This window comes from Streptomyces sp. NBC_00271, assembly GCF_036178845.1.
In the GTDB taxonomy this organism is placed as follows: Bacteria; Actinomycetota; Actinomycetes; order Streptomycetales; family Streptomycetaceae; genus Streptomyces.
This window is the reverse complement of sequence record NZ_CP108070.1, coordinates 9747079-9772995: the sequence shown is the minus strand read 5'-3', so window position 1 is coordinate 9772995 and position 25917 is coordinate 9747079. Positions and strand designations below refer to the sequence as shown.

General features: G+C 70.0%; 23 protein-coding genes and 1 riboswitch. Of the genes, 3 read left to right on the top strand and 20 right to left on the bottom strand.

What is annotated here, in order from left to right; translation table 11 throughout:
- The first annotated feature begins 97 nt into the window (after window positions 1–97).
- Together OG798_RS44450 and OG798_RS44445 are read left to right on the top strand one after the other, a co-directional pair.
- Window positions 98–517: a hypothetical protein gene (locus OG798_RS44450; protein ID WP_097223908.1), complete on the top strand. Its 420-nt coding sequence runs from the start codon at window positions 98–100 to the stop codon at window positions 515–517.
- Window positions 518–542: 25 nt separating this feature from the next.
- A complete protein-coding gene (locus OG798_RS44445; RefSeq protein WP_256258563.1) occupies window positions 543–1163 on the top strand; it encodes a TetR/AcrR family transcriptional regulator in 621 nt (206 codons plus the stop codon).
- A 497-nt stretch (window positions 1164–1660) separates the two neighbouring features.
- Here OG798_RS44445 and OG798_RS44440 read toward each other — a convergent pair whose 3' ends face one another.
- The 5 genes from OG798_RS44440 to OG798_RS44420 all read right to left on the bottom strand — a co-directional run bounded on the left by OG798_RS44440 (window position 1661) and on the right by OG798_RS44420 (window position 9004).
- Window positions 1661–2446: an SGNH/GDSL hydrolase family protein gene (locus OG798_RS44440; protein ID WP_095851328.1), complete on the bottom strand. Its 786-nt coding sequence runs from the start codon at window positions 2444–2446 to the stop codon at window positions 1661–1663.
- 143 nt (window positions 2447–2589) lie between these two features.
- On the bottom strand, window positions 2590–3306 hold the full coding sequence (locus OG798_RS44435) for a DUF6250 domain-containing protein (protein ID WP_328758912.1): 717 nt from the start codon (window positions 3304–3306) through the stop codon (window positions 2590–2592).
- Window positions 3303–5228 carry a rhamnogalacturonan lyase family protein gene (locus OG798_RS44430; RefSeq protein WP_328758911.1) on the bottom strand — a complete coding sequence of 642 codons (1926 nt, stop codon included), beginning with the start codon at window positions 5226–5228 and terminating at the stop codon, window positions 3303–3305. Before OG798_RS44430 ends, OG798_RS44435 begins: the two co-directional genes overlap by 4 nt.
- Window positions 5229–5470: 242 nt before the next feature.
- Window positions 5471–6472 (bottom strand): M23 family metallopeptidase, encoded by a 1002-nt coding sequence (locus tag OG798_RS44425; RefSeq protein WP_267063615.1) that lies wholly within the window; start codon window positions 6470–6472, stop codon window positions 5471–5473.
- A gap of 2 nt (window positions 6473–6474) precedes the next feature.
- Window positions 6475–6633, bottom strand: a riboswitch (cyclic di-AMP (ydaO/yuaA leader).
- A 301-nt stretch (window positions 6634–6934) separates the two neighbouring features.
- A complete protein-coding gene (locus OG798_RS44420) occupies window positions 6935–9004 on the bottom strand; it encodes an alpha-galactosidase (RefSeq protein ID WP_267063614.1) in 2070 nt (689 codons plus the stop codon).
- A gap of 182 nt (window positions 9005–9186) precedes the next feature.
- Between OG798_RS44420 and OG798_RS44415 the strand changes: the two genes are divergently transcribed.
- Window positions 9187–9984 carry a tyrosine-protein phosphatase gene (locus OG798_RS44415; protein WP_121414209.1) on the top strand — a complete coding sequence of 266 codons (798 nt, stop codon included), beginning with the start codon at window positions 9187–9189 and terminating at the stop codon, window positions 9982–9984.
- Window positions 9985–10021: 37 nt separating this feature from the next.
- Here the strand turns inward: OG798_RS44415 and OG798_RS44410 are convergent, their stop codons facing one another.
- The 15 genes from OG798_RS44410 to OG798_RS44345 all read right to left on the bottom strand — a co-directional run bounded on the left by OG798_RS44410 (window position 10022) and on the right by OG798_RS44345 (window position 25908).
- On the bottom strand, window positions 10022–10138 hold the full coding sequence (locus OG798_RS44410) for a DUF6126 family protein (RefSeq protein ID WP_054232722.1): 117 nt from the start codon (window positions 10136–10138) through the stop codon (window positions 10022–10024).
- Window positions 10139–10197: 59 nt separating this feature from the next.
- Window positions 10198–10851 (bottom strand): helix-turn-helix domain-containing protein, encoded by a 654-nt coding sequence (locus OG798_RS44405; RefSeq protein WP_121414210.1) that lies wholly within the window; start codon window positions 10849–10851, stop codon window positions 10198–10200.
- A 153-nt stretch (window positions 10852–11004) separates the two neighbouring features.
- A complete protein-coding gene (locus OG798_RS44400; protein ID WP_121414211.1) occupies window positions 11005–12405 on the bottom strand; it encodes an aspartate aminotransferase family protein in 1401 nt (466 codons plus the stop codon).
- Window positions 12402–14330, bottom strand: a complete 1929-nt coding sequence (dxs, locus tag OG798_RS44395; RefSeq protein WP_121414212.1) for a 1-deoxy-D-xylulose-5-phosphate synthase — start codon at window positions 14328–14330, stop codon at window positions 12402–12404. The genes OG798_RS44400 and dxs overlap by 4 nt, the downstream gene beginning before the upstream one ends.
- Before the next feature lie 28 nt (window positions 14331–14358).
- A complete protein-coding gene (gene ispG / locus OG798_RS44390; protein ID WP_095851337.1) occupies window positions 14359–15516 on the bottom strand; it encodes a flavodoxin-dependent (E)-4-hydroxy-3-methylbut-2-enyl-diphosphate synthase in 1158 nt (385 codons plus the stop codon).
- Between the two features lie 4 nt (window positions 15517–15520).
- Complete coding sequence (hpnH, locus tag OG798_RS44385; RefSeq protein ID WP_095851338.1) at window positions 15521–16543, bottom strand: adenosyl-hopene transferase HpnH; 1023 nt, start codon at window positions 16541–16543, stop codon at window positions 15521–15523.
- Window positions 16544–16548: 5 nt separating this feature from the next.
- Complete coding sequence (locus tag OG798_RS44380; RefSeq protein ID WP_095851339.1) at window positions 16549–17190, bottom strand: phosphorylase family protein; 642 nt, start codon at window positions 17188–17190, stop codon at window positions 16549–16551.
- Entirely contained in the window at window positions 17190–19214 is a 2025-nt protein-coding gene (gene shc, locus OG798_RS44375) for a squalene--hopene cyclase (RefSeq protein ID WP_328758910.1), read from the bottom strand. Before shc ends, OG798_RS44380 begins: the two co-directional genes overlap by 1 nt.
- Window positions 19215–19325: 111 nt before the next feature.
- Entirely contained in the window at window positions 19326–20453 is a 1128-nt protein-coding gene (locus OG798_RS44370; RefSeq protein WP_079064752.1) for a polyprenyl synthetase family protein, read from the bottom strand.
- On the bottom strand, window positions 20453–21868 hold the full coding sequence (gene hpnE, locus OG798_RS44365) for a hydroxysqualene dehydroxylase HpnE (RefSeq protein ID WP_267063612.1): 1416 nt from the start codon (window positions 21866–21868) through the stop codon (window positions 20453–20455). Before hpnE ends, OG798_RS44370 begins: the two co-directional genes overlap by 1 nt.
- Entirely contained in the window at window positions 21865–21996 is a 132-nt protein-coding gene (locus OG798_RS56755) for a DUF6380 family protein (RefSeq protein WP_351526992.1), read from the bottom strand. Before OG798_RS56755 ends, hpnE begins: the two co-directional genes overlap by 4 nt.
- An 8-nt stretch (window positions 21997–22004) precedes the next feature.
- Window positions 22005–22955 carry a presqualene diphosphate synthase HpnD gene (gene hpnD / locus OG798_RS44360; RefSeq protein ID WP_183127031.1) on the bottom strand — a complete coding sequence of 317 codons (951 nt, stop codon included), beginning with the start codon at window positions 22953–22955 and terminating at the stop codon, window positions 22005–22007.
- Window positions 22952–23854, bottom strand: a complete 903-nt coding sequence (hpnC, locus tag OG798_RS44355) for a squalene synthase HpnC (protein ID WP_267063611.1) — start codon at window positions 23852–23854, stop codon at window positions 22952–22954. The genes hpnD and hpnC overlap by 4 nt, the downstream gene beginning before the upstream one ends.
- 358 nt (window positions 23855–24212) lie before the next feature.
- A complete protein-coding gene (locus OG798_RS44350) occupies window positions 24213–24986 on the bottom strand; it encodes an ABC transporter ATP-binding protein (protein WP_267063610.1) in 774 nt (257 codons plus the stop codon).
- Entirely contained in the window at window positions 24979–25908 is a 930-nt protein-coding gene (locus tag OG798_RS44345) for an ABC transporter permease (protein ID WP_267063609.1), read from the bottom strand. Before OG798_RS44345 ends, OG798_RS44350 begins: the two co-directional genes overlap by 8 nt.
- Window positions 25909–25917: the final 9 nt, after the last annotated feature.

Genomic DNA, 25917 nt, shown 5'->3' with positions numbered 1-25917 from the left:
CGCGGGGCCGGTGACAGCAGAGTCGGTGCAGCGAGGGCGCGCGAGCGCGAGTGACCGCCCCTCCCCACACGAAGTCCGACTCGTACCGGGAGCATCCATGCCCACCATCGACCCGCAGGACCTGATCGAGCGCTACATCGGCGTCTGGAACGAGCCCGATCCCGAGATCCGCCGCAAGACCGTGGACGAACTCTGGGCTCAGGACGGTCTGCACGTCCTCCGGCCGCCCCAGCAGATGCGGGACACCGCGGTGGGCCTCGGCTTCACCACCGCCGCCCTGGAGGCCCGTGGCCACGACGAGCTGCACACGCGCGTGACCCGCGCCCACGACGAATTCGTCGCTCCGGGGACCTACGTCTTCCGGATCCAGGAACCGGCCCAACAGCTGCGGGACGTCATCACGTTCCGCTGGGAGTCCTTCCACACCGGGGAGGGACGGGCCACGGGCGGTGGCCGGGAGTTCCTGGTCCTCGACGAGGACGGCCGCATCCGGTTTGACTACCAGTTCGTCGACTGACCCTGTCGAGCATTAGGGTTACCGCGTGGCGAGGGTGCGGTTGAGCGTGGCGGAACGGCGCGAGGAGTTGCTGCGCGCCGCCATCGAGCAGATCGAGGCGCGGGGCGTGGCGGCGGTGCGGATCGCCGACGTGGCCTCGGTGCTCGGGGTGAGCAACGCGTTGGTGCTGTACCACTTCTCCACCAAGGAGAAGCTGGTCGCCGCCGCGTTCACCTACGCGGCCGAGGACGACCTCGCCCATCTGCGCAAGCTGCTCGGCCGTCGGACGTCGGCGCTGCGCAGGCTGCGCGCCGCCGTGCGCTGGTACGCGCCGACCGGTCAGGCCAAGGGCTGGCGGCTGTGGATCGAGGGCTGGGCGGCCGCCCTGCGCGAGCCCGCGCTTCAGGAGGTCACGCGTGATCTCGACAAGCAGTGGAAGGCCGCGATCACCGAGGTGATCGCGGAGGGAGTGGCGGCTGGCGAGTTCGAGTGCCCGGATCCCACGGGTGCCGCCCTGCGGCTGACGGCGCTGCTCGACGGGCTCGCCGTGCAGATGACCGCCTACACGGGAGCGGTGTCGCGGGCGCGGGCCCAGGAGTGGGTGGACGAGGCGCTCGCCCGGGAACTGGGGCTCGCGCGGGAGGCGTTGACGGCGGCGGTGCGCTGAGGCGCACGCCGGGGCGCGCGCCCGGACGGTTCGGCTCGGCCGTCGCCGCTCCACCGCCCACCGAGCGGGTCGGTTCGGCTGCTGCCGGCCCACCCCGGGCCGTTCACCTCGTCGGCCGCCGGATCACTGCCACCAGAGTCGGCTCCGCCCACCGCCGAGCCACCGGGGAGGCGTGTACGGGGCACGGCCGACCCGACCCGGCGACAGCCGCCGCGCCATGTCGACGCGCGACGACACCGCCGCGCCACGAGGGCCGCAGGCGCGGGGGCAAGTTCGGCCCGAGCCCGCCTGGCGGGCACGCCACCGATGCGGGTCCGTGACGGACGGCACGTCCCGCCACCCGGCTGCCGGCAATGCGTTGATGCGCCGATGACACGACGGACACCGACTCCCTGCCCACGCACGGTGAAGCCGACACCGACGACGGCCCCGCGCATCACGCCTCCGGCCCCCGCGCCCACTGCCTCCAAGCCACCGGCACGTCGGAGACCCGTCGTTCAGGCCACCGACTCGATCCGCATCTTGATGTCGTCCGGCGAGAGGCTGCCCTTGGCGGCCACGTGGTCGCCGGAGGACTCCCCGCGCAGTCGGCGCCCGATCCACGGGACGAGGTACTCGCGTGCCCAGTGGATGTTGTCGCGCCGGACCTCGAGCGTGCCGCGGGGCGGCAGCGGAGGCCAGGGCTGGTCGGGGTCCGCGGGCACTTCGAGACCGAGGACCTGGCCGGCGCGCAGCGCGACCCGGGTGTGGCCCTCGGGCGAGAGGTGCAAACGGTCGCCGTCCCAGGCGCGTCGGTCCTGGATCGTCTTCAGGGACCACAGGTCGAGGACCGGACAGCCGTACCGGTCCGCGATGGCCCGCACGTGCCCGTTGTACGTGGCGATCTTGCCGCGCAGATGCTTCAGCACGGGGACGGTACGGGTGTCGAAGCCGGTCGTCACCAAGACGGTGCCGACGGCGGAGGTGAGGTCGGCGACCGCGCGCTCGAAGCGCTCGGCGACCTCGTCGGGGTCGGTGCCTGGCCGGATGATGTCGTTGCCGCCCGCGCAGAAGGAGACCAGGTCGGGGGCGAGTTCCTTGGCGCCCCGGAGCTGGTCCTCGACGATCTGGTCGAGCAGCTTTCCGCGTACGGCGAGGTTGGTGTAGGTGAAGTCGCCCTCGGGCCGCCGGTCGGCGAGGAGCACGGCGAACCGGTCGGCCCACCCGACGAAGGCCCCGTCGGGGCCGGGGTCGCCGACGCCTTCGGTGAAGCTGTCCCCCACCGCCACGTACGACCCGATCACTGATCTGTTGTCACTCTTCGAATCGTCTGCCACATCGGCCCATGATTCACCTTTCGATGTGAGCTACGCGACCGTAGGAAGGGGTTGACGGGTGGTGAGATAAGCCACTCGTAAAGTGTGACCGAACCCGGAATAAGGCCCTGTCAGGAGTGGTTGAACAGCCGCCACACCCGGAAGCCCTCGATCCGGAAGTGGCTCCATGTGGTCCGGAACGCGAAGTGCCCGCTCGCGTACGGCTCCGGGTCGCCGTAGTCGAAAACGAGCCGTCCGTTGTTCCACCAGCGGACCGTGGAACCGTCCGAGACGATCCGGACACGGTTCGGCTCGTTGGCCGTGAGCAGCGGCTCCGTGTAGTCGTAGACGAGCGGGCGGACGCCCGGCTCCCCCACGTACCGGCGCAGCCGCGTGGTCGTGTTGGTGTTGGCGCCGTATCCGACGTAGTACGTCTTCAGGTAGTCGTATTCGGCCAGGGCGCCGCCCCGGGGTGTGGCGAAGAGGTCGTCCGGGGAGCGGACGTCGATGGCGTTCCAGAAGTTGTTGAGGTCGGAGACCCGGTCGTTGAGGCCGCCCTCGGAGACCGGTGTGGCGGTGTACTCGATGACGTAGGGCCCTTCGAGCCGCTGCTTGAACCAGACCGTCGCACCGCTCGGTACGTCGATCTCCAGGACGCCGTGCGAGGCGGTGACCGTGCCGCCGTCCTGCAGTTCGGTGACCCACTGGCCGAGACCGCGGCGGAAGCCGTCGTGGGCGATGAGTCGGCCGCGGCGGTGGCGCGGCGAGGCGCTCGCGGTGGTGGCCGGGGCGAGCGTCGACAGCGCGGCACCGGCGGCGAGGGTCGCGAAGGCTCTGCGGGTGGTCATGAGGTTCCTTCCGTGCGAGCGGTGGTGGTGATGGCAGGTTTCGGCACCCGCCGGGTCTCGGTGCCCAGGTAGTAGTCCGTGTACGTCGACTGGAGATAGCCGCGCACGGTCCAGCCGAGGCGGTAGCCGGGGTTCTGGGCGAGCGTGTAGATGCGGGTCTTCGTCGGTTCGGTGGTGGTGTACAGGCGCAGCGCGGTGTGGTCGCCGGTCTCGGCGAGGATCTCCTCGCGCCAGTCGCCGAGGAGGTCGCCGTAGAAGGGGGTCGCGTTGCGGGCGCCGGAGACGACACCGTCCGGGTCGAAGAGGCGCGTGCTGGTCTCGGCCTTCGGGTCCCACTTGTCGACATGCGTGGAGTCGAGGAGTTCGGCGCCCTTGTCGCCGTCCCACCAGATACGGAAGTTGACGCTGGGCGTGGTCGTGGAGACCTTTCCGTCCTGGACGTTGAAGACGCCCGCGCCGGGGCGGGTGACGTCGGCGGTGGAGGTCCAGTACTCGTAGCCGGGGTGGCCGGGGTCGATGTCGGCGGCGCTGCCCCGGCCGACGTCGAGGTCGGATTCGCTCGTCGGGTCGGCCGGGTGCTCGCCGGTCACCAGGCGCTGCCCGGTGTCGGCGTCGTAGTAGTACCAGGGGAACCTCGATACGACGCCCAGTTCGGACTGCTGGATCGCGAAGCCCTCCAGGCCGGGCCGGTCGGGGTCGAGGTCGGCGATGTCGAAACGGTCGCCGTGTCCGGCACCGTCGACGACATAGCGCAGCGTGCCGTCGCTGCCCACGACGTAGTTGCCGTCGGCGATCTCGTCCTTGCCGTCCTGGTCGACGTCGACGGTCCGGATCTGGTGGAAGCTGGTGGCGCCGCTGCCGACCGGGACGACGTACTTCCAACGCCGGTTCAGATCCGTGCCGTTGAAGTCCCAGGTCTGGAAGAGGATCCGGAAGGCTCCGCGTTTGGCGCCGACCCGGGTGACCAACTTCGTGACGAGGCTGGGATGTACGCCGTCGAGGTACGCGATGCCGAAGTGTCCGCCGGAGGGGCCGTCGGCGACGAGGTCGTCGGGCACGGGCTGCCGGGTGCGCTCGCTGCCCGTCTTCCCGTCGATCACCGAAATGAACTGGTCGGCGGGCGAGTCGGCGGTCACCTTCGCGCCGTCCGCGAAGGTGGTCCCGTCGGCCGTGTGCACCAGCACCTCGGCCTTGCCGTCGCGGTCGAGGTCGTACACGGTGACGTTGTCGTCGTTGCGGTAGCCGCCGATCGGCGTCGAGCCGCTGATCGCGGCGGGCGCGGGATCGTTGGCGCCGTTCCCGCCGACCTGGGTGTACGAGCCCGGGCCGAGGTCGACGCGCCACAGCCGCGCGCCGGTGAGCGTGTACGCCTCCAGGAGGTCGGGCTTGTCGCGGGTCTGCGCGAGCCGGCTGACGACGAGTTCGTAGCGTCCGTCGCCGTCGAGGTCGCCGGGCCAGGCGTGTTGCACGGTGTATCCGTCGGCGGCGGCCAGCGGAACCTCGGCGTAACCCCGCACGAAGTCGAGCGCCGCCGAACTCGGTTTCCGCTCACGGCCGTTGACGACGGCACGCACGGTGTAGGTGCCGGTGCCCCGGGTGTCGTCCTGGTACGTGGTCGACCGGGTGACCGGCGCCTGGTTGAGCCGCCGTCCGCCCTTGTACACGTTGAACGCGATCGCGTCCCCGGTGGGGGTACCCCCTGTTCGAGCGGAGCCGAGAACTTGGGGGAGTGCGTACTCCGTGCCGAGTAACCGCCAGCTCAGGAAGGTGCCCTTGCCCGAGGGGACGGCGACCAGGCCGCGGTCCAGGTTCTCCACGATCCGGCGCGGCGGCGGATGCCGTTCGGTGGCGTGCGAGGGCGCGGCGACCAGACCGGCCAGCAGCGCGGCGGCGGTGACGACGCCGAGTCTTCGAGGTCTCACGATGGCGTGCTCCTTGCGGTGGCGACGACGGCCGCGGTGCCGCCGCCGAAGACATAGAAAGCGCTTACGGAGATCACTGTGGAGCCACTCTCGCACCGTGTCGAGACCTCGTTCGCCGGTGCCACAAGACCGCAATGTGCCGATCATGAAAGGACCACGCCGGGACGCGTGGAGAAAAGCCGAGGGCCGGACCCCGCGATCGCGGGGTCCGGCCCTCGAAGATGTGAGAGGCGCGGCGGACGTCAGCCGACGGCGACACCGTGCGAGCGAAGGTACGCGACCGGGTCCATGTCCGAGCCGTAGTTCGGGGTGGTGCGGATCTCGAAGTGCAGGTGCGGACCGGTGACGTTGCCGGTCGCGCCGGAGAGGCCGATCTGCTGGCCATTGGTCATGGTCTGGCCCGCCGAGACGGACAGGGCGGACAGGTGAGCGTACTGCGAGTACCGGCCGTCGGCGTGCTGGATGACGACCTGGTTGCCGTACGCGCCGCCCCAGCCGGCCGATACGACGGTACCGGCGGCAATGGCCTTGATGGTGGTGCCGGTCGGGACCACGAAGTCCACGCCGGTGTGGTAGCCGCTGGACCACATGCTGCCGGCGACCTTGTAGCCGGTGCCGATGGTGGCGCCCCCGACCGGCAGGGTGTAACCGGTGTGGGTGGCGGTGCCGGTGGCCCGGGTGGTGGCGGCCTGGGTCTTGGGCGCGTCCGCCGCGCCGGACGATCCGGCGGCCGACTGCGCCGACGATCGCGTGGACGTCTTGGCGGACGACTGCGTGGACGGCTTGGTCGACGGCTTGGTGTCGTCGGTCGACGCGGCCCTCACGCCGATCGTGAGCTTCAGGCCGGGGTGGATCATCGAGGGGTCGCTGCCGATGACCTGACGGTTGTCGGAGTAGAGCTTCTGCCAGCCGCCGCGGAGGTGCTGCCGCTCGGCGATCTTGGAGAGCCAGTCGCCGGCCTTCACCGAATAGGTCTTCGTCGAGGCCGTGGAGGTCGACGCGGTCTCTTCCGAAACCGTCGCGGTCCTTTCGGAAACCGTCGCGGTCTTTTCGGAAACCGTCGCGCCGGAAATCGTCGCGGTCTTTTCCGCAGTGGACGAAACCGCGGCCGTCGGCGTCACGGCATGGGCACCGGCGGCCCCCATCAGCGGCAGCGCGAGGGCGGCGCCACCGGTTCCGGCCACGGCGATCGAGCGGGAGAAACGCTGGGACTTGGGTCGGCGGTGCTTACCCTTCGCGGGCATGAAGAATTCCTCTCCGGCGCCTGCGAGGTGAGCTGTCGGGTGCGGGCTGGAGATGCCCGGCCACGCGGCTGCGCGGCTATACCCCTAGCCGTTCCGGAGACCGGAACAGGCGTGGTACCTGTGGGTCCCCCGCTCCTGCCGGTTACCGGTGGGTGTGCGGATACCGGGCGGCGGCAGGATTGGGCGTCCGTCCGGATTGAGGGCGAACGTAAGCGACATGGGGGCGCATCGCCAACCATGTCGCTTTTCTGTGCGCGTGCCATTCTTGATCCATGCCGGAATTCCGGTCACCCTCCGTGGACAATGATCTCCCCCGCCCCTCAATCCGCCCGGAAATTCGGGCGGATCGAGAAAGCGGGCCGGCAACGCATCGTCACGAATATGACGCTGCTCACGCACGTCACACCACGGTCTTTTATTCCAGGGCCAGTTGGAATTAAGGCATCAATAGGGACAGAACGCTCACATGCGACGCAGTCGGATAACTGCCGCATCGAAGTCCCCGCGCAGCCCCGTCCGCAACCCGTGATGCAACAGCACCGCACCTCGGTGCACTTCACCCGTTTCGCGGCATTCGTACGCGGCGCTCGGATCGAGCCCACGCAACCGGAGCGGGGCGACCGGCTCGCCGTGATGCTGCGCCTGGAGCAGGGCGAGGACGACGGTCTCGTCGCCGCGGACGTACTGCACGGCGCTCAGCCCGCCCTCCGGAGGCCGCAGCCGGTAGAGGTCGCCGCGCTGCACGACCGGCCGGATCTCCTTGTAGAGGTCCACCCACTCCCGCGCCTCGACGAGCTCCGCCTCGCTCCAGTCGGCCAGGTCACCGCCGACCCCCAGCACCCCGGCCATGGCGCTCACGAACCGGAAGCGCAGCGAGCTGATCCGACCGTTGAGCTGCGCGTTCGGACTGTCCGTGACCCAGGCGGCCATGATCCGGGCCGGGTGGATCTGGCTGAAGCCGTGCTGGATGGCGAGCCGGTCGAGCGGGTCGGTGTTGTCGGAGGTCCACACCTGGTCCGTGCGTGCCATGACGCCGAGGTCGATCCGGCCGCCACCGCCCGAGCAGGACTCGAAGGCTACCCCGGGATGCTCGGCCCGCAGCCGGTCCAGGAGCCCGTACAGGGCCTCCACGTGCTCGACCCACAGCTTCTGCGGGTACGGCTCACCGGGCCAACCGGCGTCCGTGAAGCAGCGGTTGAAGTCCCACTTCACATAGTCGATCGGGGCGCTCGAGAGCAGACCGTCGAGCTGCTCCCACAGGTACTCCTGGACATCCGGGCGGGCGAGATTGAGTACGAGCTGGTTGCGGAACTCCGTCCTGGTCCGCCCCGGCTGGAACTGCACCCAGTCGGGGTGCGCGCGGTACAGCTCACTGTCCGGATTGACCATCTCCGGCTCGACCCAGATCCCGAACTGCATGCCGAGCGCGTGCACGTCGTCGGCGAGCGGCTTCAGTCCCTGCGGGAAGCGCTCCGGGTTGGGGGTCCAGTCGCCGAGCCCGGCGCGGTCGCTCGTCCGCGCCCCGAACCAGCCGTCGTCGACGACGAACAGCTCGACGCCCATCTCCGCGGCCCGCCGGGCCAGCTCCCGCTGCCGCTCCTCGGAGATGTCGAAGTGGGTGGCCTCCCAGGAGTTGAAGAGCACCGGCCGGTCCTGGTCCGCGTCCGGGATCACGTACGCCCGCTGGTAGGTGTGCCACGTCCGGCTCGCCGCGCCGAAGCCGCCGTCGCTCCACAGCCCCGCGAAGACGGGGGTGGTGAACGACTCCCCCGGCTCCAGACGCAACAGTCCGGAGTCGTCGTATCCCGCGCCGCCGGAGATCTGCACGCGCGCGTCGGGGAGTTGGGCCACGCAGATCCGCCACGAGCCCGACCAGCCCAGCGCGCACCCGTAGACCTCGCCGCTCTCCTCGCTCGCCCCGCTGTCCAGCGCGACCCACGGCAGGTGCTGGTGCCCGGTGTGCCCGCGACGGCTGCCGATGACCTTCTCACCGTAGGTGAGGGGGGAGCGGGCGAGCCGGGACTCGGCCGCCCACCGCCCGTGCAGCTGGGAGAGGCGCCAACCGTCGCGCTCGGGCAGCGTCCAGGTCGCGGAGTCCGCGCGCAGCAGCTCCAGGGAAGGTCCTTCGTTGGCCAGGGTCACCCAGCGCTCGACGACGTCGCCGCGCATCCGGTAGTGCAGGGTGACGCCGAGCCCGCCGTCCGCGAAGCGCAGCCGCAGTTCGTCACTGTCGGCCTCGTACGACTCGAAACGCCATTCGGTGCCGCGCCGCTCCTGCGTCCGTACGGACAGCGCCGGACGTACGAAGCGGGGGCCGCCCTCGACGGGATACTCCTCGCGCCCGTCGAGCCGGGACTCGAAGGGCCGGTACGGCGGGCCGGGCAGGGCGGCCAGCGACTCGGCGTCGGCGAGGGTGATCCGTGGCCCCCAGTGGAGATGGAGCAGTTCGTCGAGGTCGGTCAGCCGCAGTGCGTAGCTGCTCGTGGGGCCCGAAAGAAGCCACGTACGACCATCTTCGCCGATTTCGATCATCAAACCCTCACAGATTCGAACATCCGCACTCAATCACCAACATCATCAACGGCGTCTCACCCGGGAGGCAACGGCTGTGGACAACTTCATTGCCTGAGGAACCCATGTCGTATCGTCGAAGGCGCGATTCCCGTCGGCGAGCGTCGCCGAGCAGCGCCGGCGGTCCAATGGGAGGAGCCCCCGTGACGCAGCAGGTCCCGTCGACCGAGCCGGAGCTGGCCGGAGTGCGCAACTTCCGAGACGTGGGCGGCCTGCCCACCGTGGACGGCCGCCGGGTGCGCTACGGACGGCTGTTCCGCAGCGGTCATCTCGCGCACGCCACGGAGGAGGACGCCGCGTTCCTCTCCTCCCTCGGGCTGCACACGATCTTCGACTTCCGCAATGCCGCGGACCAGAAGCTGGAGGGTCCGGACGTCGAGCTGCCGGGTGTACGGAACGTGAACCTTCCGCTCACCGACCCTGCCGACGGCAGCGAGTTCTGGAAGATGGTCCGCGACGGCGACATCGAAGAGCTGCGCGGGCACCTCGGCGACGGCAAGGGGGCGAACCGGATGATCGGTTCCTACCGCACGATCGTCAAGGAGCGCACGGCCGAGCACGCGCACGTGCTGCACGCCCTGGCCGAGGACAGCGTGCCCGCGCTGATGCACTGCGCGGCGGGCAAGGACCGCGCGGGCCTCTCCATAGCCGTGACGCTCCTCGCCCTCGACGTCGAGCGCGACGCGATCGTGGCCGACTACCTGGAGTCGAACGCGACGCACCGCCGCTACAAGGTGCGCCGCAACGGCTCCTCGGAAACGGCCCGCTCCCCCGAGGTCATGGAGCTGCTCAGTCCCCTGTTCGACGCCCGCGCCGAGTATCTGACCGCGGCCTTCGAGACGATCGAGGAGACCTGGGGCGGCATCGACGCCTACCTGGAGCGGGGGCTGGGGGTCACGCCCGAGCAGCGGGAGCGGCTGCGCGAGCGCCTGCTGGACTGAAACGCGGCGGTCCGAAGCCTGGGGCCCGAACCCTGGGCTACTGGTTCTGCCCGCCCAGCTCGAACAGCAGATAGATGAAGGCCGCGAAGAGATGGCCGACGGCGATGTAGATGAAGAGCCGCACCCACAGGGCGCGGGGGAACTTCTCGACCATGCGCCGCCGCGTGGCGGGGTCGGCTGATTCGGTGGGCTCCGAGGGTTGTGTGGATTCCGTCATGACAGCTCTCCCATGGTCGGGTGCCCTGCCGCCGGGCCGAGGCACAGCGCGGCGGTGGGGCTCTGCAGCAGGGTGTGTACGAAGAGGAGTTCGGCCCCCGACTGATCGGCGGCCGCGATGCGGTGCGGGGTCAGCGAGTCGAAGTGCGCGCTGTCCCCGGGCGCGAGCACCTGGGCGGTGTCCCCGAGGCGCAGCCGCAGCCGCCCCTGGAGGACGTAGAGCCACTCCTCGCCGGGGTGGACGCGCACGACGTCGCCCTGCGAGCCGTAGGGGACGTGCACCCGCAGGGCCTGCATTCCGCGGCCCGGGGCACCGGCCTGCCAGTAGGTCCAGCCGCCCGCCTTCGTCGGCTCCATGTCGGCGGCCCGGACGATCGCGTCCCGTTCGGCGACCGTCTCGCCCAGCAGCTCCGAGACCGTCGTACCGTAGATACGAGCGAGTGCGAGGAGCATCGGCAGCGAGGGCTGGCGCTGTCCCGTCTCCAGTCGGGAGAGGTGGGCAGCCGAAAGGCCGGCGGCGCGGGCCGCGGCCTCCAGGGTCAGCGAGGCCCGGCGGCGCAGCGCACGCAGTTGCGGTGCGACGGCGGGCAGCGCCTCGGCTGCTGCGGACTCGGGCGGTGTGGCGGCCGCCCCCGACTCGACAGGGCTCATGACTCCATTGAGCCGCACCCTTGCCTCTCGGGCAAATTTGTTGCCCCAGAGGCAAAACCGCCGGCCCTCGTCGAGGCGGGCCCGTACTTCGAGCCCGCCCCGATCCGGACGGGCCCCTGCTTCGAGCCCGCCCCGCCTCTTCGTGCCGCAGGGCTAGCGGTTGGCGACCGCCTGCTTGACCAGGGTTTTTCCGAAGTCCCACATCAGGCCGCCGCCGCTGTGCGCGTCGTCCATCACGTCGGTGAAGGCCTCCACGAACCGGTCCACGTCCCGTTCGCCGATGATCAGCGGCGGGATCAGCTTGATCACCTCCAGGTGGTCGCCGGAGACCTGGGTGAGGATGCGGTGCCGCTGGAGCAGCGGGACGACGACCATCTGCGCGAACAGGCCCTTGCGCGCGGCCTGCAGCATGGTCCACCGGCTGCGCAGCTTGAGCGACTTGGGCCGACCGAACTCGATGCCGATCATCAGGCCCCGGCCGCGTACGTCGCTCAGCAGCTCGTACTTGTCGATGAGCGCCGCGAGCCGGGACCTGAGTTGCTCTCCCGTGGCCCGGGCGTTGGCGACGATCTGTTCGTTCTCCATCACGGAGAGCACGGCGAGGCCCGCCGCCATGGCCTGCGCGTTCGAGCCGAAGCTCGCCGAGTGCACGAGGACCCGGTCCATGGACGAGTAGACCTTCTTGAAGATCCAGTCCTTGCCGAGCGTCGCGCCGACCGGCACATAGCCGCCGGACAGCGCCTTCGCCACGCACACCAGGTCCGGTTCGACGCCCTCCTCGTGCTGGTAGGCGTAGAAGTCCCCGGTCCGCCCGAGGCCCGTCTGCACCTCGTCCGCGATGAGCAGCGCCTTGTGCCGGTGCAGCAGCTCCTGCGCGGCACGCAGATATCCGGGTGGGGCCTCGTGCACGCCCTTGCCCTGGATGGGCTCGACGATCAGCCCGGCGACATCCCCCTTCTTGAGCTCCCGGGCCAGAGCGTCCAGGTCACCGAGCGGAACGGCGGTGTCGGGCAGCAGCGGGGCGAAGCCGTCGCGGAAGCCGTCCTCGCCGTTGACGGACAGCGAGCCGGTGGTCAGCCCGTGGAAGGCGTGGGAGCAGTAGAGGATCCTCGGCCTCCCGGTGGCGTACCGAGCGAACTTGAGCGCGGTCTCCACCGCCTCCGTACCGCTGTTGCCGAAGAACACCCGGTCCAGGTGGGGACTGTGGGCGAGCAGCCTCTCGGCGAGGAGCCCGGGCAGCGGCTGGCAGTCGAAGCGGGTGAGGTCGGCGAGCGAGGCGTCCAGGACGTCGTGCAGCGCCTTGCGGACGACGGGGTGGTGGCGGCCAAGACCCATCACTCCGAACCCGGCGAGCATGTCCAGGTAGTCATTGCCGTCCGCGTCCCAGAAGTGCGCCCCCTCGGCCCTCTCGTACACCTTGTCGAAGCCGATGGTGTGCAGCATGCGCGGGAGCTGGTGGTTGAGGTACTTGGTGTGCAGCTCGTAGCGCTCGGCTCCGCGCTCGGCGAGGAGCGCGCCGAGGTCGAACTCCCCCTTCTCCGCAGGGTCGGTCATTCCTGTTTCTCCTTGGACAACTCATCCTCGAACGGCATGTCCTTCGACAGCGCGTCCTTGACGGCCAGACCGGCGCTGATCCGCCCGGCGATCTCGACGGGCGTGAGACCTATGTCGGCCAGCACCTCCCCGCGCTTGGCGTGCGCGAGGAACTGATCCGGGATGCCGAAGCGCCGTACGGGCACGTCGACCTCGGCGTCCCCGAGCGCCAGCGCGACCGCCGCTCCGACGCCGGCCGCCCGGCTGTTGTCCTCGACGACCGCGACGAGCCGGTGCTCGGCGGCGAGGCCGGGCAGCGCGGGGTCGACGGGTTTGACCCAGCGCGGGTCGACGACCGTGCAGCCGACACCACGGGCCTCCAGCAGCTCGGCCGCCTGGAGGCAGACCGGCGCCATCACGCCGACGGCGACCAGGAGGACCTGCGGGGTGTCGTCGGAGCGGTGCAGGACGTCGAGTCCGCCCAGATGGTCGACCGCCGGGATCGCGGGGCCCACCGACTCCTTCGGGAAGCGGATCATCGTCGGCGCGTCGTCGACGGCGACCGCCTCCCGCAGCTGGGCCCGCAGCTGGTCGGCGTCGCGCGGCGCGGCGATCCTCAGGCCCGGCACGACCTGGAGGATCGACATGTCCCACATGCCGTTGTGCGAGGCCCCGTCGACGCCGGTGACCCCCGCCCGGTCCAGCACGAAGGTCACTCCGCAGCGGTGCAGCGCGACGTCCATGAGGAGCTGGTCGAAGGCCCGGTTGAGGAAGGTCGCGTAGACGGCGACGACCGGGTGGAGACCGCCGGTGGCGAGCCCGGCCGCCGACACCGTGGCGTGCTGTTCGGCGATCCCGACGTCCCACACCCGGTCGGGGAACCGCTCGGCGAACTTCCCGAGCCCCACCGGGTGCAGCATGGCCGCCGTGATCGCCACGACGTCGTCCCGCTCCTCGCCGATCCGGAGGATCTCGTCCCCGAACACCGAGGTCCAGGACGGCCCGCCCGAGGGCGCGAGCGGCTCGCACGTCAGCGGATCCATCACACCGACCGTGTGGAAGTGGTCCTCCTCGTGCGCGAGCGCGGGCTCGTAACCGCGCCCCTTCTCGGTCAGGCAGTGCACCAGCACCGGCCCGTGGAAACGTTTCGCGCGGCGCAGCGCGGACTCCACGGCCCCGACGTCGTGCCCGTCGATCGGCCCGACGTACTTGAGCCCCAGGTCCTCGAACATGCCCTGCGGCGCGAAGGCGTCCTTGAACCCCTTCTTCGCGCCGTGCAGCGACTCGTAGAGGGTGTGTCCGACGACGGGGGTGCGCAGCAGTACGTCCTTGCCCCAGGCGAGGACCTTCTCGTAACTGTCGGTCGTCCGCAGGGTCGCGAGGTGGTTGGCGAGGCCACCTATGGTCGGCGCGTACGAGCGTTCGTTGTCGTTGACGACGATGATCAGCGGGCGGTCCTTGGCGGCGGCGATGTTGTTCAGCGCCTCCCACGCCATGCCGCCGGTCAGCGCGCCGTCGCCGATGACCGCGACGACATGGCCCTTCTCGCCCTGCACCTGACGGGCCTTGGCGAGCCCGTCAGCCCAGCCGAGCGCCGTGGAGGCGTGGCTGTTCTCGATGATGTCGTGCTCGGACTCCTCACGCGAGGGATAGCCGGACAGGCCACCCTTTCCGCGCAGCTTGGAGAAGTCCTGGCGTCCCGTCAGCAGCTTGTGTACGTAGCTCTGGTGGCCGGTGTCCCACAGGATGCGGTCGACGGGTGACTCGAAGACCCGGTGGAGCGCGATGGAGAGTTCCACCACCCCCAGATTGGGTCCGAGGTGACCGCCGGTCCTGGCGACCGCGTGCACCAGGAACTCCCTGATCTCTTCCGCCAGTTCACCGACGTCCGCCTCGGACAGCGCCTTCAGGTCGCGTGGTCCCCGGATGCTCTCCAGAATCGTCACGCTCGGGCCCCCTCTCGGTCCGTGCTGATCAGCTCACGGTGACGGCGGGTTCGCCGGAGGCGACGCCGTCCTTCTCCATCTGCTCGGCGATCTTCATCGCTTCCTCGATGAGGGTCTCGACGATCTTCGACTCGGGCACGGTCTTGATGACCTCGCCCTTGACGAAGATCTGCCCCTTGCCGTTGCCGGAGGCGACCCCCAGGTCCGCCTCCCGCGCCTCGCCGGGGCCGTTGACGACGCAGCCCATGACCGCGACGCGCAACGGGACCTCCATCCCCTCCAGACCGGCCGTTACCTCGTCGGCCAGCTTGTAGACGTCGACCTGGGCGCGTCCGCAGGACGGACACGAGACGATCTCCAGGCGGCGCTGCTTCAGGTTCAGCGACTCCAGGATCTGGAGGCCGACCTTGACCTCCTCGGCGGGCGGGGCACTCAGGGAGACCCGGATGGTGTCCCCGATGCCCTCGCTGAGCAGCGCCCCGAAGGCGACAGCGGACTTGATCGTGCCCTGGAACGCCGGACCGGCCTCCGTCACACCGAGGTGCAGCGGATAGTCGCACTGGGCGGCGAGCTGCCGGTACGCGTTGACCATCACCACCGGGTCGTTGTGCTTCACCGAGATCTTGATGTCCCGGAACCCGTGCTCCTCGAAGAGAGACGCCTCCCACAGCGCCGACTCGACCAGCGCCTCGGGGGTCGCCTTGCCGTACTTCTGCAGCAGCCGCCGGTCGAGCGACCCGGCGTTGACGCCGATCCGGATCGGCGTCCCGGCGTCCGCGGCGGCCCGTGCGATCTCGCGGACCTTGTCGTCGAACTGCTTGATGTTGCCCGGGTTCACCCGCACCGCCGCACAGCCCGCGTCGATGGCCGCGAACACGTACTTGGGCTGGAAGTGGATGTCCGCGATCACCGGGATCTGGGACTTGCGGGCGATGGTCGCGAGCGCGTCCGCGTCGTCCTGCGTGGGGCAGGCGACGCGCACGATCTGGCAGCCGGACGCGGTGAGCTCCGCGATCTGCTGCAGGGTGGCACCGATGTCCGACGTACGCGTCGTCGTCATCGACTGCACCGAAACGGGTGCTCCGCCCCCGACCGCCACCGCTCCGACCTGGATCCGCCGCGACACACGGCGTTCGGCGATCGGTCGGACCGGCACCTCGGGGAGGCCCAAGGAAACGGCGGTCATGTCGTCACCCGCGGCTTTCCGTGAAGGTCTCGCGGGCGGCCCGGATCGACTCCTTGAGGGAGCCCATCGTGGCGAGGACGGCGGTCGGCTCGTAGCCGCAGTGCGCCATGCAGTTCGCGCACCGTTCGTCCTTGCCTCGCCCGTAGGAGTCCCAGTCGGTTTCCTCCAGGAGCTGCTTGTACGTCTGCACGTACCCGTCGCTCATCAGGTAGCAGGGCCGCTGCCAGCCGAAGAGCGAGTAGCTGGGGATCGCCCACGCGGTGCACGGGAAGTCGACCTTGCCTTCCAGGAAGTCCAGGAAGAGCGGGCTCTGGTTGAGCCGCCAGCGGCGCCGGTTGCCGCCCGAGAAGGCCTTCTTGAACAGCTCCCGGGTCTGCTGGACGCCGAGGAAGTGCTCCTGGTCGGGCGCCTTCTCGTAGGCGTAGGCGGGCGAGAGCATCATCTCGTCCACCTTCAGGTCGTCATTGAGGAAGTTGAGGACCTCGATGACGGTCTGCGGGGTGTCGGTGTTGAAGAAGGTCGAGTTGGTGGTGACCCGGAAGCCACGCCGCTTGGCCTCCTTTATGGCCGCGACCGCCTCGTCGAAGGTGCCCTCCTTGGCCACCGACTCGTCGTGCCGCTCGCGCAGCCCGTCGATGTGCACGGCCCAGGCGAAATACGGCGAGGGCTTGAACTTGTCCATCTTCTTGCGCATCAACAGCGCGTTCGTGCACAGGAAGACGAACTTCTTCTTGGCCACCAACTGCCGCACGATCTCGTCGATCTGCGGGTGCATCAGCGGTTCGCCGCCGGCGATGGACACCATCGGCGCGCCGGATTCGAGGACCGCTCCCACCGCTTGGGCAACGGGCATGCGCTGCTTGAGCACCCCCGCCGGGTGCTGGATCTTGCCGCAGCCCTCACATTTGAGGTTGCAGGCGAAGAGGGGTTCCAATTCCACCAGCAGCGCGAACTTGTCCCGCTTCCTGAGCTTCTGTTCAAACAGGTACGCAGCGACCTTCATGGACTGCCGAAGCGGCATGGCCATCTGGCTCACCTCCGGGGGAGCAACAAAGAACGGTGCCATTCAAAGAAAGCGGGAAGGACGGCACGAAGAACACGGAAAGCTGATATTCCACCGCGTACTGTGCCGATTCGGACGAGTTCATGTTCTGGAGCGTCCACGACCACCCGTACGGCCGCAACCGGGCGCACGCCCGCTCGCACGGCGCTGTGGAGCGTGGCCGCGGATTCCATGTCGACCGCGATCGCGCCGGTCGCGAGCAGATCGGACCGCTCGTGACCTCGGACGACGTGATCGGAGCCGGTGAGTGGCCCGGTGTGGACGGTGCGCCCGGGCACGGTACGCAGTAGTTCCTTGACGAGCAGTTCGGTGCCCACGCACGGAGTGCTGCCGCGTGGGTCCCGGGTCTCCTCGGCGACCACCAGGTCACCGGGGTGCATGCCCGGGGCGAGCCCCGCGCAGAAGCCCGTGGCCAGGACGGCTGCCTCCCTCAGCGCCGGGTCGGCCAGGATCCGGGTGAGCGAACGTTCGGCGGCCTTGGGCCCCATGCCGGTGCGCAGCACGGTGACGGGCCCGTCGGCCCCGGTGCGGTCGCCGCTGCGCAGGGCGAGGTGCTCGATGCCGAGCGCGCAGGCGATCAGCAGCGGGGCCGGATCGGGCTTTGTGCTCATCAACCCCCCTTGACCTCGGCGAACGACTCGCCGTGGACGAAGCTCGGTTCACCGTGGACATAGCGGCCGAGCGCGGTGAGCGGGAAGACCTGCCGGTAGAGGTGGTAGTTGATCGAGAAGTCCCACGGGAACCCGGTGCCAGTGAAGTACGGCTCGTCCCAGGAGCCGTCCGCCAGCTGGGTCTCCGCGAGCCAGGCGATCCCGCGTTCCACCGCCTTGGAGTCCCGCTCCCCCGCGGCCAGCAGGGCGAGCAGCGCCCAGCCGGTCTGGGAGGCCGTCGAGGCGCCGTGGCCGCTCCACTCGGCGGCCTCGTGGTAGGAGCGCAGGTCCTCGCCCCAGCCGCCGTCGTCGTTCTGGACGGTTTCCAGCCAGGCGACGGCCCGGCGGATCGCCGGATGCGAGGCGGGCAGTCCGGCGGCCACCAGCGCCGGGAGCACCGACCCCGTTCCGTAGACGTAGTTGACGCCCCAGCGCCCGAACCACGAGCCGTCCGGCTCCTGGTGGGCGAGCAGCCACTCGATGCCCCGGCGGGTGCGCGGGTCGTGCGAGAGCCCCTCGACCGCGAGCATCTCCACCACATGGGCGGTGACGTCGGCGGACGGTGGGTCGATGACCTCCCCGAAGTCGCAGAACGGGAGCCGGTTGGGGAAGGCGCTGGTGTTGTCGACGTCGAAGGCGCCCCAGCCGCCGTCCTTGGACTGCATACCGAGGTTCCAGCGCACCCCGCGCCCGATGGCGTGCTCGACGCGCTCCGGGTCGTGGTGGCGGACGCGGCGCAGCGCGAGGGCGACCTCGGCGGTGTCGTCGATGTCGGGGTAGTTGTCGTTGTGGAACTCGAAGGCCCAACCCCCGGGCGGAAGGTGGGGCCGCTTCACCGCCCAGTCCCCGGGCCGCACGATCTCCTCGCCGAGCATCCAGTCCGCGGCCTTGACCAGCTGCGGATGGTCGGCGGGCAGGCCCGCGTCGGCGAGCGCGATGGTGGCGAGGCAGGTGTCCCAGACCGGCGACTGACAGGCCTCGATCATCCGGGCGCCGTCCTCGCGCCAGACGGCGAACCGGTCCAGCGACGCCAACCCCTCACGCATCACGGGGTGTTGGAGGTCGTAGCCGAGCAGGTGCAGCGCGATGACCGAGTACACCGCGGGTGGCTGGATGCCACCCCAGCAGCCGTCGTTCTCCTGCCGTTCGATGATCCAGCGCGCCGCCGTGTTCATCGCGGCCCGGCGCAGCCTGCGCGGGACGACCTTGCGGTACTGATGCAGGGCCTTGTCGAGACGCTGGAAGGCCCCGTCCCAACTCGCCACGGGAGCGAGGGGTTTGACCGGGTTGGGGTTGTCGGCGTCGGTGTGCAGCTCGTCGAGCGGGAACGGCGCGGGCCGCACCGGGCGCTTCGCGGAGACGACGGTGAGCGGCACGATCGTCTGCCGCGCCCAGCAGCCGAAGTCGTAGATGTTGAGCGGCATCCACTTCGGGAAGTAGATGAGTTCCGGCGGGAGTTCGGGCAGGTCGTCCCACTTCCACCAGCCGAACAGGGCGAGCCAGATCCGGGTGAAGACGCGGGCCGAGGCGATGCCGCCCCGCTCGCGGATCCAGGCGGCCGCCCTCGCCATGTGCGGCTCGTCCGGGCCGTCCCCGGCCAGCCGCAGGGCGACGTACGCCTCGATGGTGGTGGAGAGTTCGCCGGGGCCGCCGTAGAAGGTGGCCCAGGTGCCGTCCTCGCGCTGCTCGCCGCGGATGAACAGTCCGGCGGCGCGTGTGGTCGTCTCGTCGCGGATTCCCAGGAACTGGCGGAGGAGCAGGTCCTCGGCGTCCATCGTGACGTTCGTCTCGAGGTCGCCCTTCCACCAGCCCTCCGCGTCCTGCCGTGAGAGCAGGAAATCGGTGGCGCGCTGTATGGCGTGCGTGGCGACGTCTCGGGTCTCGACTGTCCCGGCCGCCACGGGAGTCGTCTCTGGGTGGATTTCGCTGGCCGCGGCAGCGCGGGGCGGCAGTGCCCCGGTGCTTCCGTCGGTCGTCGCTGTCATGGCTTCCCCTTCGTGCAGTGGTACGACTCTGCTGGGTCCGCCGTCGGCCGGTGCGTGTGTCCTCCGCGGCACCGGCCGGCGACTACGCGAGGTTTATTCGACCGATAGTGATCATCTCTTCCGTACGACGACGAAGTCGGCGAGCGCCACGAGCTGGGCCCGCACCTGGTCGGGCATCTCCACGGCGTCCAGGGCTTCGATGGCGATGGTGTGCTGGCGGCGTGCCTCCTGGGCGGTCCACTCGCGGCCGCCCGCCTCCTCGATGAGCGCGGCGCGCACGGCGAACTCCTCCTCGGAGAAGTTCTCGAAGTCGCTGGCCTTGGCGTCCTCGGCGAGCAGTTCGCCGAGCCGCTCGGAGGCGGGCCCGCCCGCGGCGAGCGCCGCCACGACCGGCAGGGACTTCTTGCGCTGGCGCAGATCGCTCCAGGTCTGCTTGCCGGTGGCCTCCGGGTCGCCCCAGATGCCGAGGAGGTCGTCGACGGCCTGGAAGGCCAGGCCGAGGTGGTAGCCGTACTTCTCCAGCGTGTCCGCGGTGCGGTCGTCCGCGCCGCCGAGGACCGCGCCGATGGAGCAGGCGCAGGCGAGCAGGGCGCCCGTCTTGTTGCCCTCCATCTCCAGGCACTCCTCGACGCTGACGCGGTCGCGGTGCTCGTAGGAGATGTCCTGGGCCTGGCCGTCGATGAGGGCGCGGGTGGCGCTGGTCAGCCGGCGGGTGGCGCGGCCGGCCTCGACGGTGCCGAGTTCGAGGAGGATCTCGTTGGCCAGCGCGAACAGGGCGTCACCGACGAGGATCGCCTGGGCGGGGCCGTGCACCTTCCAGACGGTGTCGCGGTGGCGGCGCTGTTCGTCGCCGTCCATCAGGTCGTCGTGCAGCAGGGAGAAGTTGTGCACCAGCTCGACCGCGACCGCGCCGGGCACGCCGACCTCGGGGGCGGCACCGGCGGCCTGCGCGGAGAGCACGGCCAGCGCGGGGCGTACGGCCTTGCCGCCGTCGCCGTCCGCGGGGTTGCCCTGGGCGTCGATCCAGCCGAAGTGGTAGGCGGCGACGGTGTCCATGGGCGACGCCAGGCGGTCGACGGCCGCCTTCAGCACCGGTGTGGCCAGGGTCCGGCCGCGCTCCAGGAGCGCGGTCACGTCCACCGCGTCGGCAGCCTTGTCGGCCGGGGGCACAGTGGGCACAGTCTCTCCTCTTGTTGCGGTACCGGGGGTGCGGGGGTCTGCCGCGCGCTCGTCGAGCATCAGGCCGCCTCCTCGAACGCGAGGAGGTGGTCGCGGGGCCGGCCCAGGGCCCCCAGTGCGGTTCGCGCCGCACCGGCGCCGCTGCGGACCGCACTCTCCATGGTCGCGGGCCACCCGGTGGCGGTCCACGCGCCGGCCAGATACAGGCCGGGGGCTCTGGTGCGAGCGCCGGGCCGCAGCCGCCCGACGCCTGGGGTGGGGGCGAACGTCGCGGTGCGCTCCCTGGTCACGAAGAAGTCCTTCACCTCCGCGCCGCGCGCGGCGGGCAGCAGCCGCTCCAGCTCCGGCAGATAGCGCTCGCGCAGCACGGCGACGGGTTCGTCGATCTCGTCCTGGGCGGCCGACTGCGACAGGGCGAGGTACTGCCCTTCCCTCAGTCCGGACGCGTCGGTGCGGTCGAAGACCCACTGCACCGGGGAGCCGAGGGCGGCGAAGAAGGGTCGCGCGAGCACCTTCCGGTCGTAGACGACATGGACGTTGAGGATCGGCGCGGTGCCGATCTCCAGCAGCCGTTCGGGGGCGTCGAGCGCTCCCTCGGGCAGCAGATCGTGGGCCTCGCGCTGGGGTACGGCGAGGACGACGGTGTCGGCGTCGAGCGTCTCTCCGGGAACCTGAACGCTCCAACGCCCGTTCTCGTTAGGGGAGATGGAGGTGACGCGTGTACGGACTTCGGTACGCACGCCCGCGGAGTCGAGCGCCTTGCGGGCCAGGGTGTCGTGCAGTTCGCCCAGCGGGACGCGCGCCCAGCCGATGTCGGCCGCGCCCGGGTCGGACAGCAGACCGGTCTTGAACACCATCGCGGCGAGCCCGAGCGAGGAGTCGCCGGCCACCGCGTTGAGGGTGGCGACCCCCACCAGGTCCCACAGTGCCTCGACGGCACGCTCCGACTGACCGTGTGCGGCGAGCCATTGGCCGAAGTTCTGGTCGTCGAGGGCCGGATCGTCGAGATCGAGCGCTTTGAGCGCCAGTGCGGCACGGCCGACCTTGGCGCGCTCGGCGAGCGACAGATGCTGATAGGTCGCCAGGCTGCGCGCGAGATGCAGAGGTACGGGCAGCGCGCTGCGGCCGATTCTGCCGAGCCGCCGCCCGGGTTTCGCCTCGGCGTCGAGAACGGGCACGTCGAGACGATCCTGCAGGGGCGCGAGCGAGGCCCCGTCGATGCGGTCGAGGAACCAGCGGTAGGCGGTGCAGCAGCGCAGATACACATGCTGTCCGTTGTCCACGGTGAGTTCGCCGCGCTGGAAGGAGAAGGCGAGCCCGCCGAGCCGCGGCCGACCTTCGAGCAGGGTGACACGCACCCCGGCGTCGGCCAGTGCGAGCGCGGCGGTGATTCCGGCCAGCCCGCCGCCGACCACTACGGCGCCGGCCCCTTCCGGGCGGCCCGAAGCCCCCGTGGGCTGCGTGTCCTCGCTCATCGTGCACCCTCCCCAGCGGCCGTGCCGCGGTGATTGAACGGTGCACGGCAGGCCATCGCAGTCAGGGACGCCACCCGGCGCCGGAGGGTTGCGTGCCGCTTTTCGCCGATGGAATCACCTTGGCCCATATTGTCCATCAGGTACGCCTCCTGACGGTACGCCGGGAGACATGCCGGGCGTCCAGACCGGAGAGGCCGCGCACGGCGACGTACGCCTTCTCGCGCCCCGGCAGCGAGACGCGGCCGCGCAGCACGGCCTCCGGCTCCCGCTCGATGCGGTCGAGAAGCCGGCGGTAGATGCCGGCCATGGCCGCGACGCAGGCGCCGCTGCGCCGGTCGAGCATGGGCAGCAGCCGGTAGCCCTCGGCGAAAAGGGTGCGGGCCCGTCGCACTTCGAAGTGGACGAGGCCCGCGAAGTCGGAGCCCTCGGGCGGGGTCGGGCCGTTGAACCCGGCCGAGCAGCCGAACTTCGCGAGGTCGTCGGCGGGCAGATAGGTGCGCCCGCCGGCGGCGTCCTCCCGTACGTCCCGCAGGATGTTGGTGAGCTGGAGCGCGAGCCCGAGCGTGTCCGCATACTCCGGCGCGCGCTCGGCGCCGCGCGCCCCCGGTTCCGTACCGAACACGCCGAGCGAGAGCCGCCCGATCGCCCCGGCCACGCACCGGCAGTACACCTTCAGGTCGTCCCAGGTCTCGTACGTCTCACCGCGTACGTCCATCAGGACGCCGTCGATGAGTTCGTCGAGGCCACCCAGCGGCACCGGGAAGTACGCGGCGCTGTGGCTGAGCGCGACCGCGACCGGGTCGGTGTCGTCCTCGTCGACCCGGCCCTCGCGGACCCGGGCGAGCAGAGCCCGGGTGTCCTCGAGCCGCGCCGCCTTCACATCCGTTGCCAGCGCGCCGTCGCCGATGTCGTCGACACGCCGTGAGAACGCGTAGAGCGCCGACATCGCACGACGCTTGGGCGTCGGCAGAAGTCTGATGCCATAGGCGAAATTACGAGCCTGCTGACCGGTCACTGCCTCGCAGTAGCTGTAAGCGGCGAGTACCGGTGCGGACACGTGTTGTTCCGACTCCACGGTCCGGATCACCCCTCTCCTCGCAGAGTCACTCCCACCTCGCGCAGCAACTGGAGCTTGCCGGGCTTGGGCGGGCCGGGAAGTACGTCGTATTCGGCGGCGGCGATCGCGCGGATCGCCGCCCTTCCCCCTGCCACGAACCCCGCGAGCAGCAGCTTCAACCTGCCGTGGACGCTACCCACGAGGGGGGTGCCTTCATTCAGGAGGTGGCGCGCGCGTTCTGTTTCGTAGGCAACCAGCGCGCGCACCGATGCGCCCGCTGTGGCCGTGGCGAGATCCGCCTCCTGGACATGGAAGCGCTTCATGTCCTCGGCCGGCAGGTAGATGCGGTCGCGGCCGAGGTCCTCGGCGACGTCTTGGAGGTGCTCGACGATCTGCAGCGCCGTGCACACCGCGTCCGAGCGGCGGATCCGCTCGGGCGTGGAGGTGCCGGTGACGGACAGCACCAGGCGGCCGACGGGGTTGGCGGACAGCTCGCAGTAGGCCACGAGGTCGCCATAGGTCTCGTAGCGCTTGATCAGCTGGTCCTGACGGTTGGCCGCGATCAGCCCGAGGAAGGGTTCGGGGGTGAGGTCCGCGCGGCGGACCGTGGGCTGCAGGCGGCGCAGCAGCGGGTGGTGCGGCGTCGAATCGAACACGCGGTGCAGGTCAGCCTCGAAGGCGTCCAGGAGGACGAGACGGTCCTCGGCCTCTTCGGGCGACACGCCGAGCAACCTGGCGTCCGCGCCGCCCGGGGCGAGGTCGCCGTCACCGATGTCGTCGACGAGGCGCGCGAAGCCGTAGACGGCCATCAGATCGTCGCGCCAGGCCTGGGGCAGGAAGAAGGGTGCCACGGGGAAGTTCTCGCCCGCGGCCTTGTCGAGCGTTCCGCGCTCCGTCTCACCCGTGCGCGCCGTACCGGCTTGGGTCACCGCTCGCCGCCCGGCGCGGGGACGGCACACGCGTCGCGGAGCTGGAGAGTTTCCGTAGCCATTGCCGTCACATCTCCCGTTCTACACTGCCGACCCAATGGTGCCCTTTTCGGACACGCCGCCCGGGACTCCGCGCGGCGCGCCGGTGCCGGGTGTCGCGCAGTATCGCCCCACTTGCCGCGATTCAGCACCGGTACAGCTTACGTTGTACAACGCAGCAAGGTTCGTCGGGGTGTCCTGCACATCACAACAACACACCGATTGGTGTCAAGATTCCTAAGGCCAGCAGGAGTTGGCGTTTCCTTTGCAGACGCAGGGCCCCGCCGAATCGTTGCGGCGGGGCCCTGGCTACTACGAGCTACTTGCCCGTGAACTTCTCGTACTCCTTGAGGACCTCTTCGGTCGGACCGTCCATCCGCAGCTCACCGCGCTCCAGCCAGAGCACGCGGTCGCAGGTGTCGCGGATCGACTTGTTGTTGTGGCTGACCAGAAACACCGTGCCCGCGCTCTTGCGCAGCTCGCGGATCCGCTCCTCGGAGCGCTTCTGGAAGGAGCGGTCTCCGGTGGCGAGGGCCTCGTCGATCATGAGGACGTCGTGGTCCTTGGCGGCCGCGATGGAGAAGCGCAGCCGCGCCGCCATGCCGGAGGAGTAGGTGCGCATCGGCAGGGTGATGAAGTCGCCCTTCTCGTTGATGCCCGAGAAGTCGACGATCTCCTGGTAGCGCTCCCTGATCTGCTCGCGGGACATGCCCATCGCGAGCCCGCCCAATATGACGTTGCGTTCGCCCGTGAGGTCGTTCATCAGGGCCGCGTTCACGCCGAGCAGCGAGGGCTGGCCGTCGGTGTAGACCTTGCCCTTCTCGGCGGGCAACAGACCGGCGATGGCACGCAGGAGCGTGGACTTGCCGGAGCCGTTGGAGCCGATCAGGCCGATGGCCTCGCCGCGATAGGCCGTGAAGGAGACGCCCCTGACGGCGTGCACCTTGCGTACGCCCCGCTCCTCGCCGCGCTTGATGATGCGGCTGAGGGCGGCGGTGGCGCTGCCCTTGCCGGTCTTGGCGCCGTTCACGCGGTAGACGATGTGCAGCTCGTCCGCGATCACGGTCGGGATGGAGGATGCCTGCTCAGCCACGGCCGTACCTCTCTTCCGCCTTCCAGAAGTACACGAACCCGCCGGCGGCGACGACCACGGCCCAGAAGGTGGCGATGGCCCACACATGGGGCGGCAGGTTCGAGGCGCCGTAGCCGTCGATGAGGGCGAAGCGCATCAGGTCCATGTAGATCGCGGCCGGGTTCACCTGGAGCGCGCGGATGAACCACTCGGGCCGTCCGACGAGCACGTTGCTGATGGAGAACATGACGCCCGATGTGTACATCCAGGTCCGCAGGATGAACGGCATCAGCTGGGCGAGGTCCGGCGTCTTGGCGCCCATGCGCGCCACGATCAGCGCGAGGCCGGTGTTGAAGAGGAACTGCAGCACCAGCACCGGGACGATCAGCAGCCAGGACAGACCCGGCGCGCTGCCGAAACCGAGCACCACGACGAACAGCACGATCATCGAGAACAGCAGCTGCTGGAGCTGCTGGAGCGCGAAGGAGATGGGCAGCGAGGCGCGCGGGAAGTGCAGCGCGCGCACCAGCCCCAGGTTGCCCGAGATCGCACGGACGCCCGCCATGATCGAGCTCTGCGTGAACGTGAAGACGAACACACCGGTCACCAGGAACGGGATGTAGGTGTCGTGCGACATGCCCCGGCTGGCCTTGAGGATCACGCCGAAGATGAAGTAGTACACGGCCGCGTTCAGCAGTGGCGTCGCCACCTGCCACAGCTGGCCGAGCTTGGCCTGGCTGTACTGCGCGGTGAGTTTTGCCTGCGAGAAGGCGAGGATGAAGTGCCGCCGCCCCCACAGCTGACGCACGTACTCGACGAGTCCGGGCCGGGCGCCGCTCACCGCGAGCCCGTACTTGGCGGCCAGGTCGGCCGCGGAGAGCCCGTCATCGGGGGACGGACGGTCGCTCACCGCGACAGCTCCGTCATGCGTTGTCTCACTCACAAATGGAAA

Excerpts from the sequence above, each read along its gene's own strand:
- OG798_RS44450 (WP_097223908.1), top strand. The coding sequence starts at position 98 with ATGCCCACCATCGACCCGCAGGACCTGATCGAGCGCTACATCGGCGTC.
- OG798_RS44435 (WP_328758912.1), bottom strand. The coding sequence starts at position 3,306 with ATGACCACCCGCAGAGCCTTCGCGACCCTCGCCGCCGGTGCCGCGCTG.
- OG798_RS44425 (WP_267063615.1), bottom strand. The coding sequence starts at position 6,472 with ATGCCCGCGAAGGGTAAGCACCGCCGACCCAAGTCCCAGCGTTTCTCC.
- OG798_RS44420 (WP_267063614.1), bottom strand. The coding sequence starts at position 9,004 with ATGATCGAAATCGGCGAAGATGGTCGTACGTGGCTTCTTTCGGGCCCC.
- OG798_RS44410 (WP_054232722.1), bottom strand. The coding sequence starts at position 10,138 with ATGGTCGAGAAGTTCCCCCGCGCCCTGTGGGTGCGGCTCTTCATCTAC.
- OG798_RS44405 (WP_121414210.1), bottom strand. The coding sequence starts at position 10,851 with ATGAGCCCTGTCGAGTCGGGGGCGGCCGCCACACCGCCCGAGTCCGCA.
- OG798_RS44400 (WP_121414211.1), bottom strand. The coding sequence starts at position 12,405 with ATGACCGACCCTGCGGAGAAGGGGGAGTTCGACCTCGGCGCGCTCCTC.
- ispG (WP_095851337.1), bottom strand. The coding sequence starts at position 15,516 with ATGACCGCCGTTTCCTTGGGCCTCCCCGAGGTGCCGGTCCGACCGATC.
- hpnH (WP_095851338.1), bottom strand. The coding sequence starts at position 16,543 with ATGGCCATGCCGCTTCGGCAGTCCATGAAGGTCGCTGCGTACCTGTTT.
- OG798_RS44380 (WP_095851339.1), bottom strand. The coding sequence starts at position 17,190 with ATGAGCACAAAGCCCGATCCGGCCCCGCTGCTGATCGCCTGCGCGCTC.
- shc (WP_328758910.1), bottom strand. The coding sequence starts at position 19,214 with ATGACAGCGACGACCGACGGAAGCACCGGGGCACTGCCGCCCCGCGCT.
- OG798_RS44370 (WP_079064752.1), bottom strand. The coding sequence starts at position 20,453 with ATGCTCGACGAGCGCGCGGCAGACCCCCGCACCCCCGGTACCGCAACA.
- hpnE (WP_267063612.1), bottom strand. The coding sequence starts at position 21,868 with ATGAGCGAGGACACGCAGCCCACGGGGGCTTCGGGCCGCCCGGAAGGG.
- OG798_RS56755 (WP_351526992.1), bottom strand. The coding sequence starts at position 21,996 with ATGGGCCAAGGTGATTCCATCGGCGAAAAGCGGCACGCAACCCTCCGG.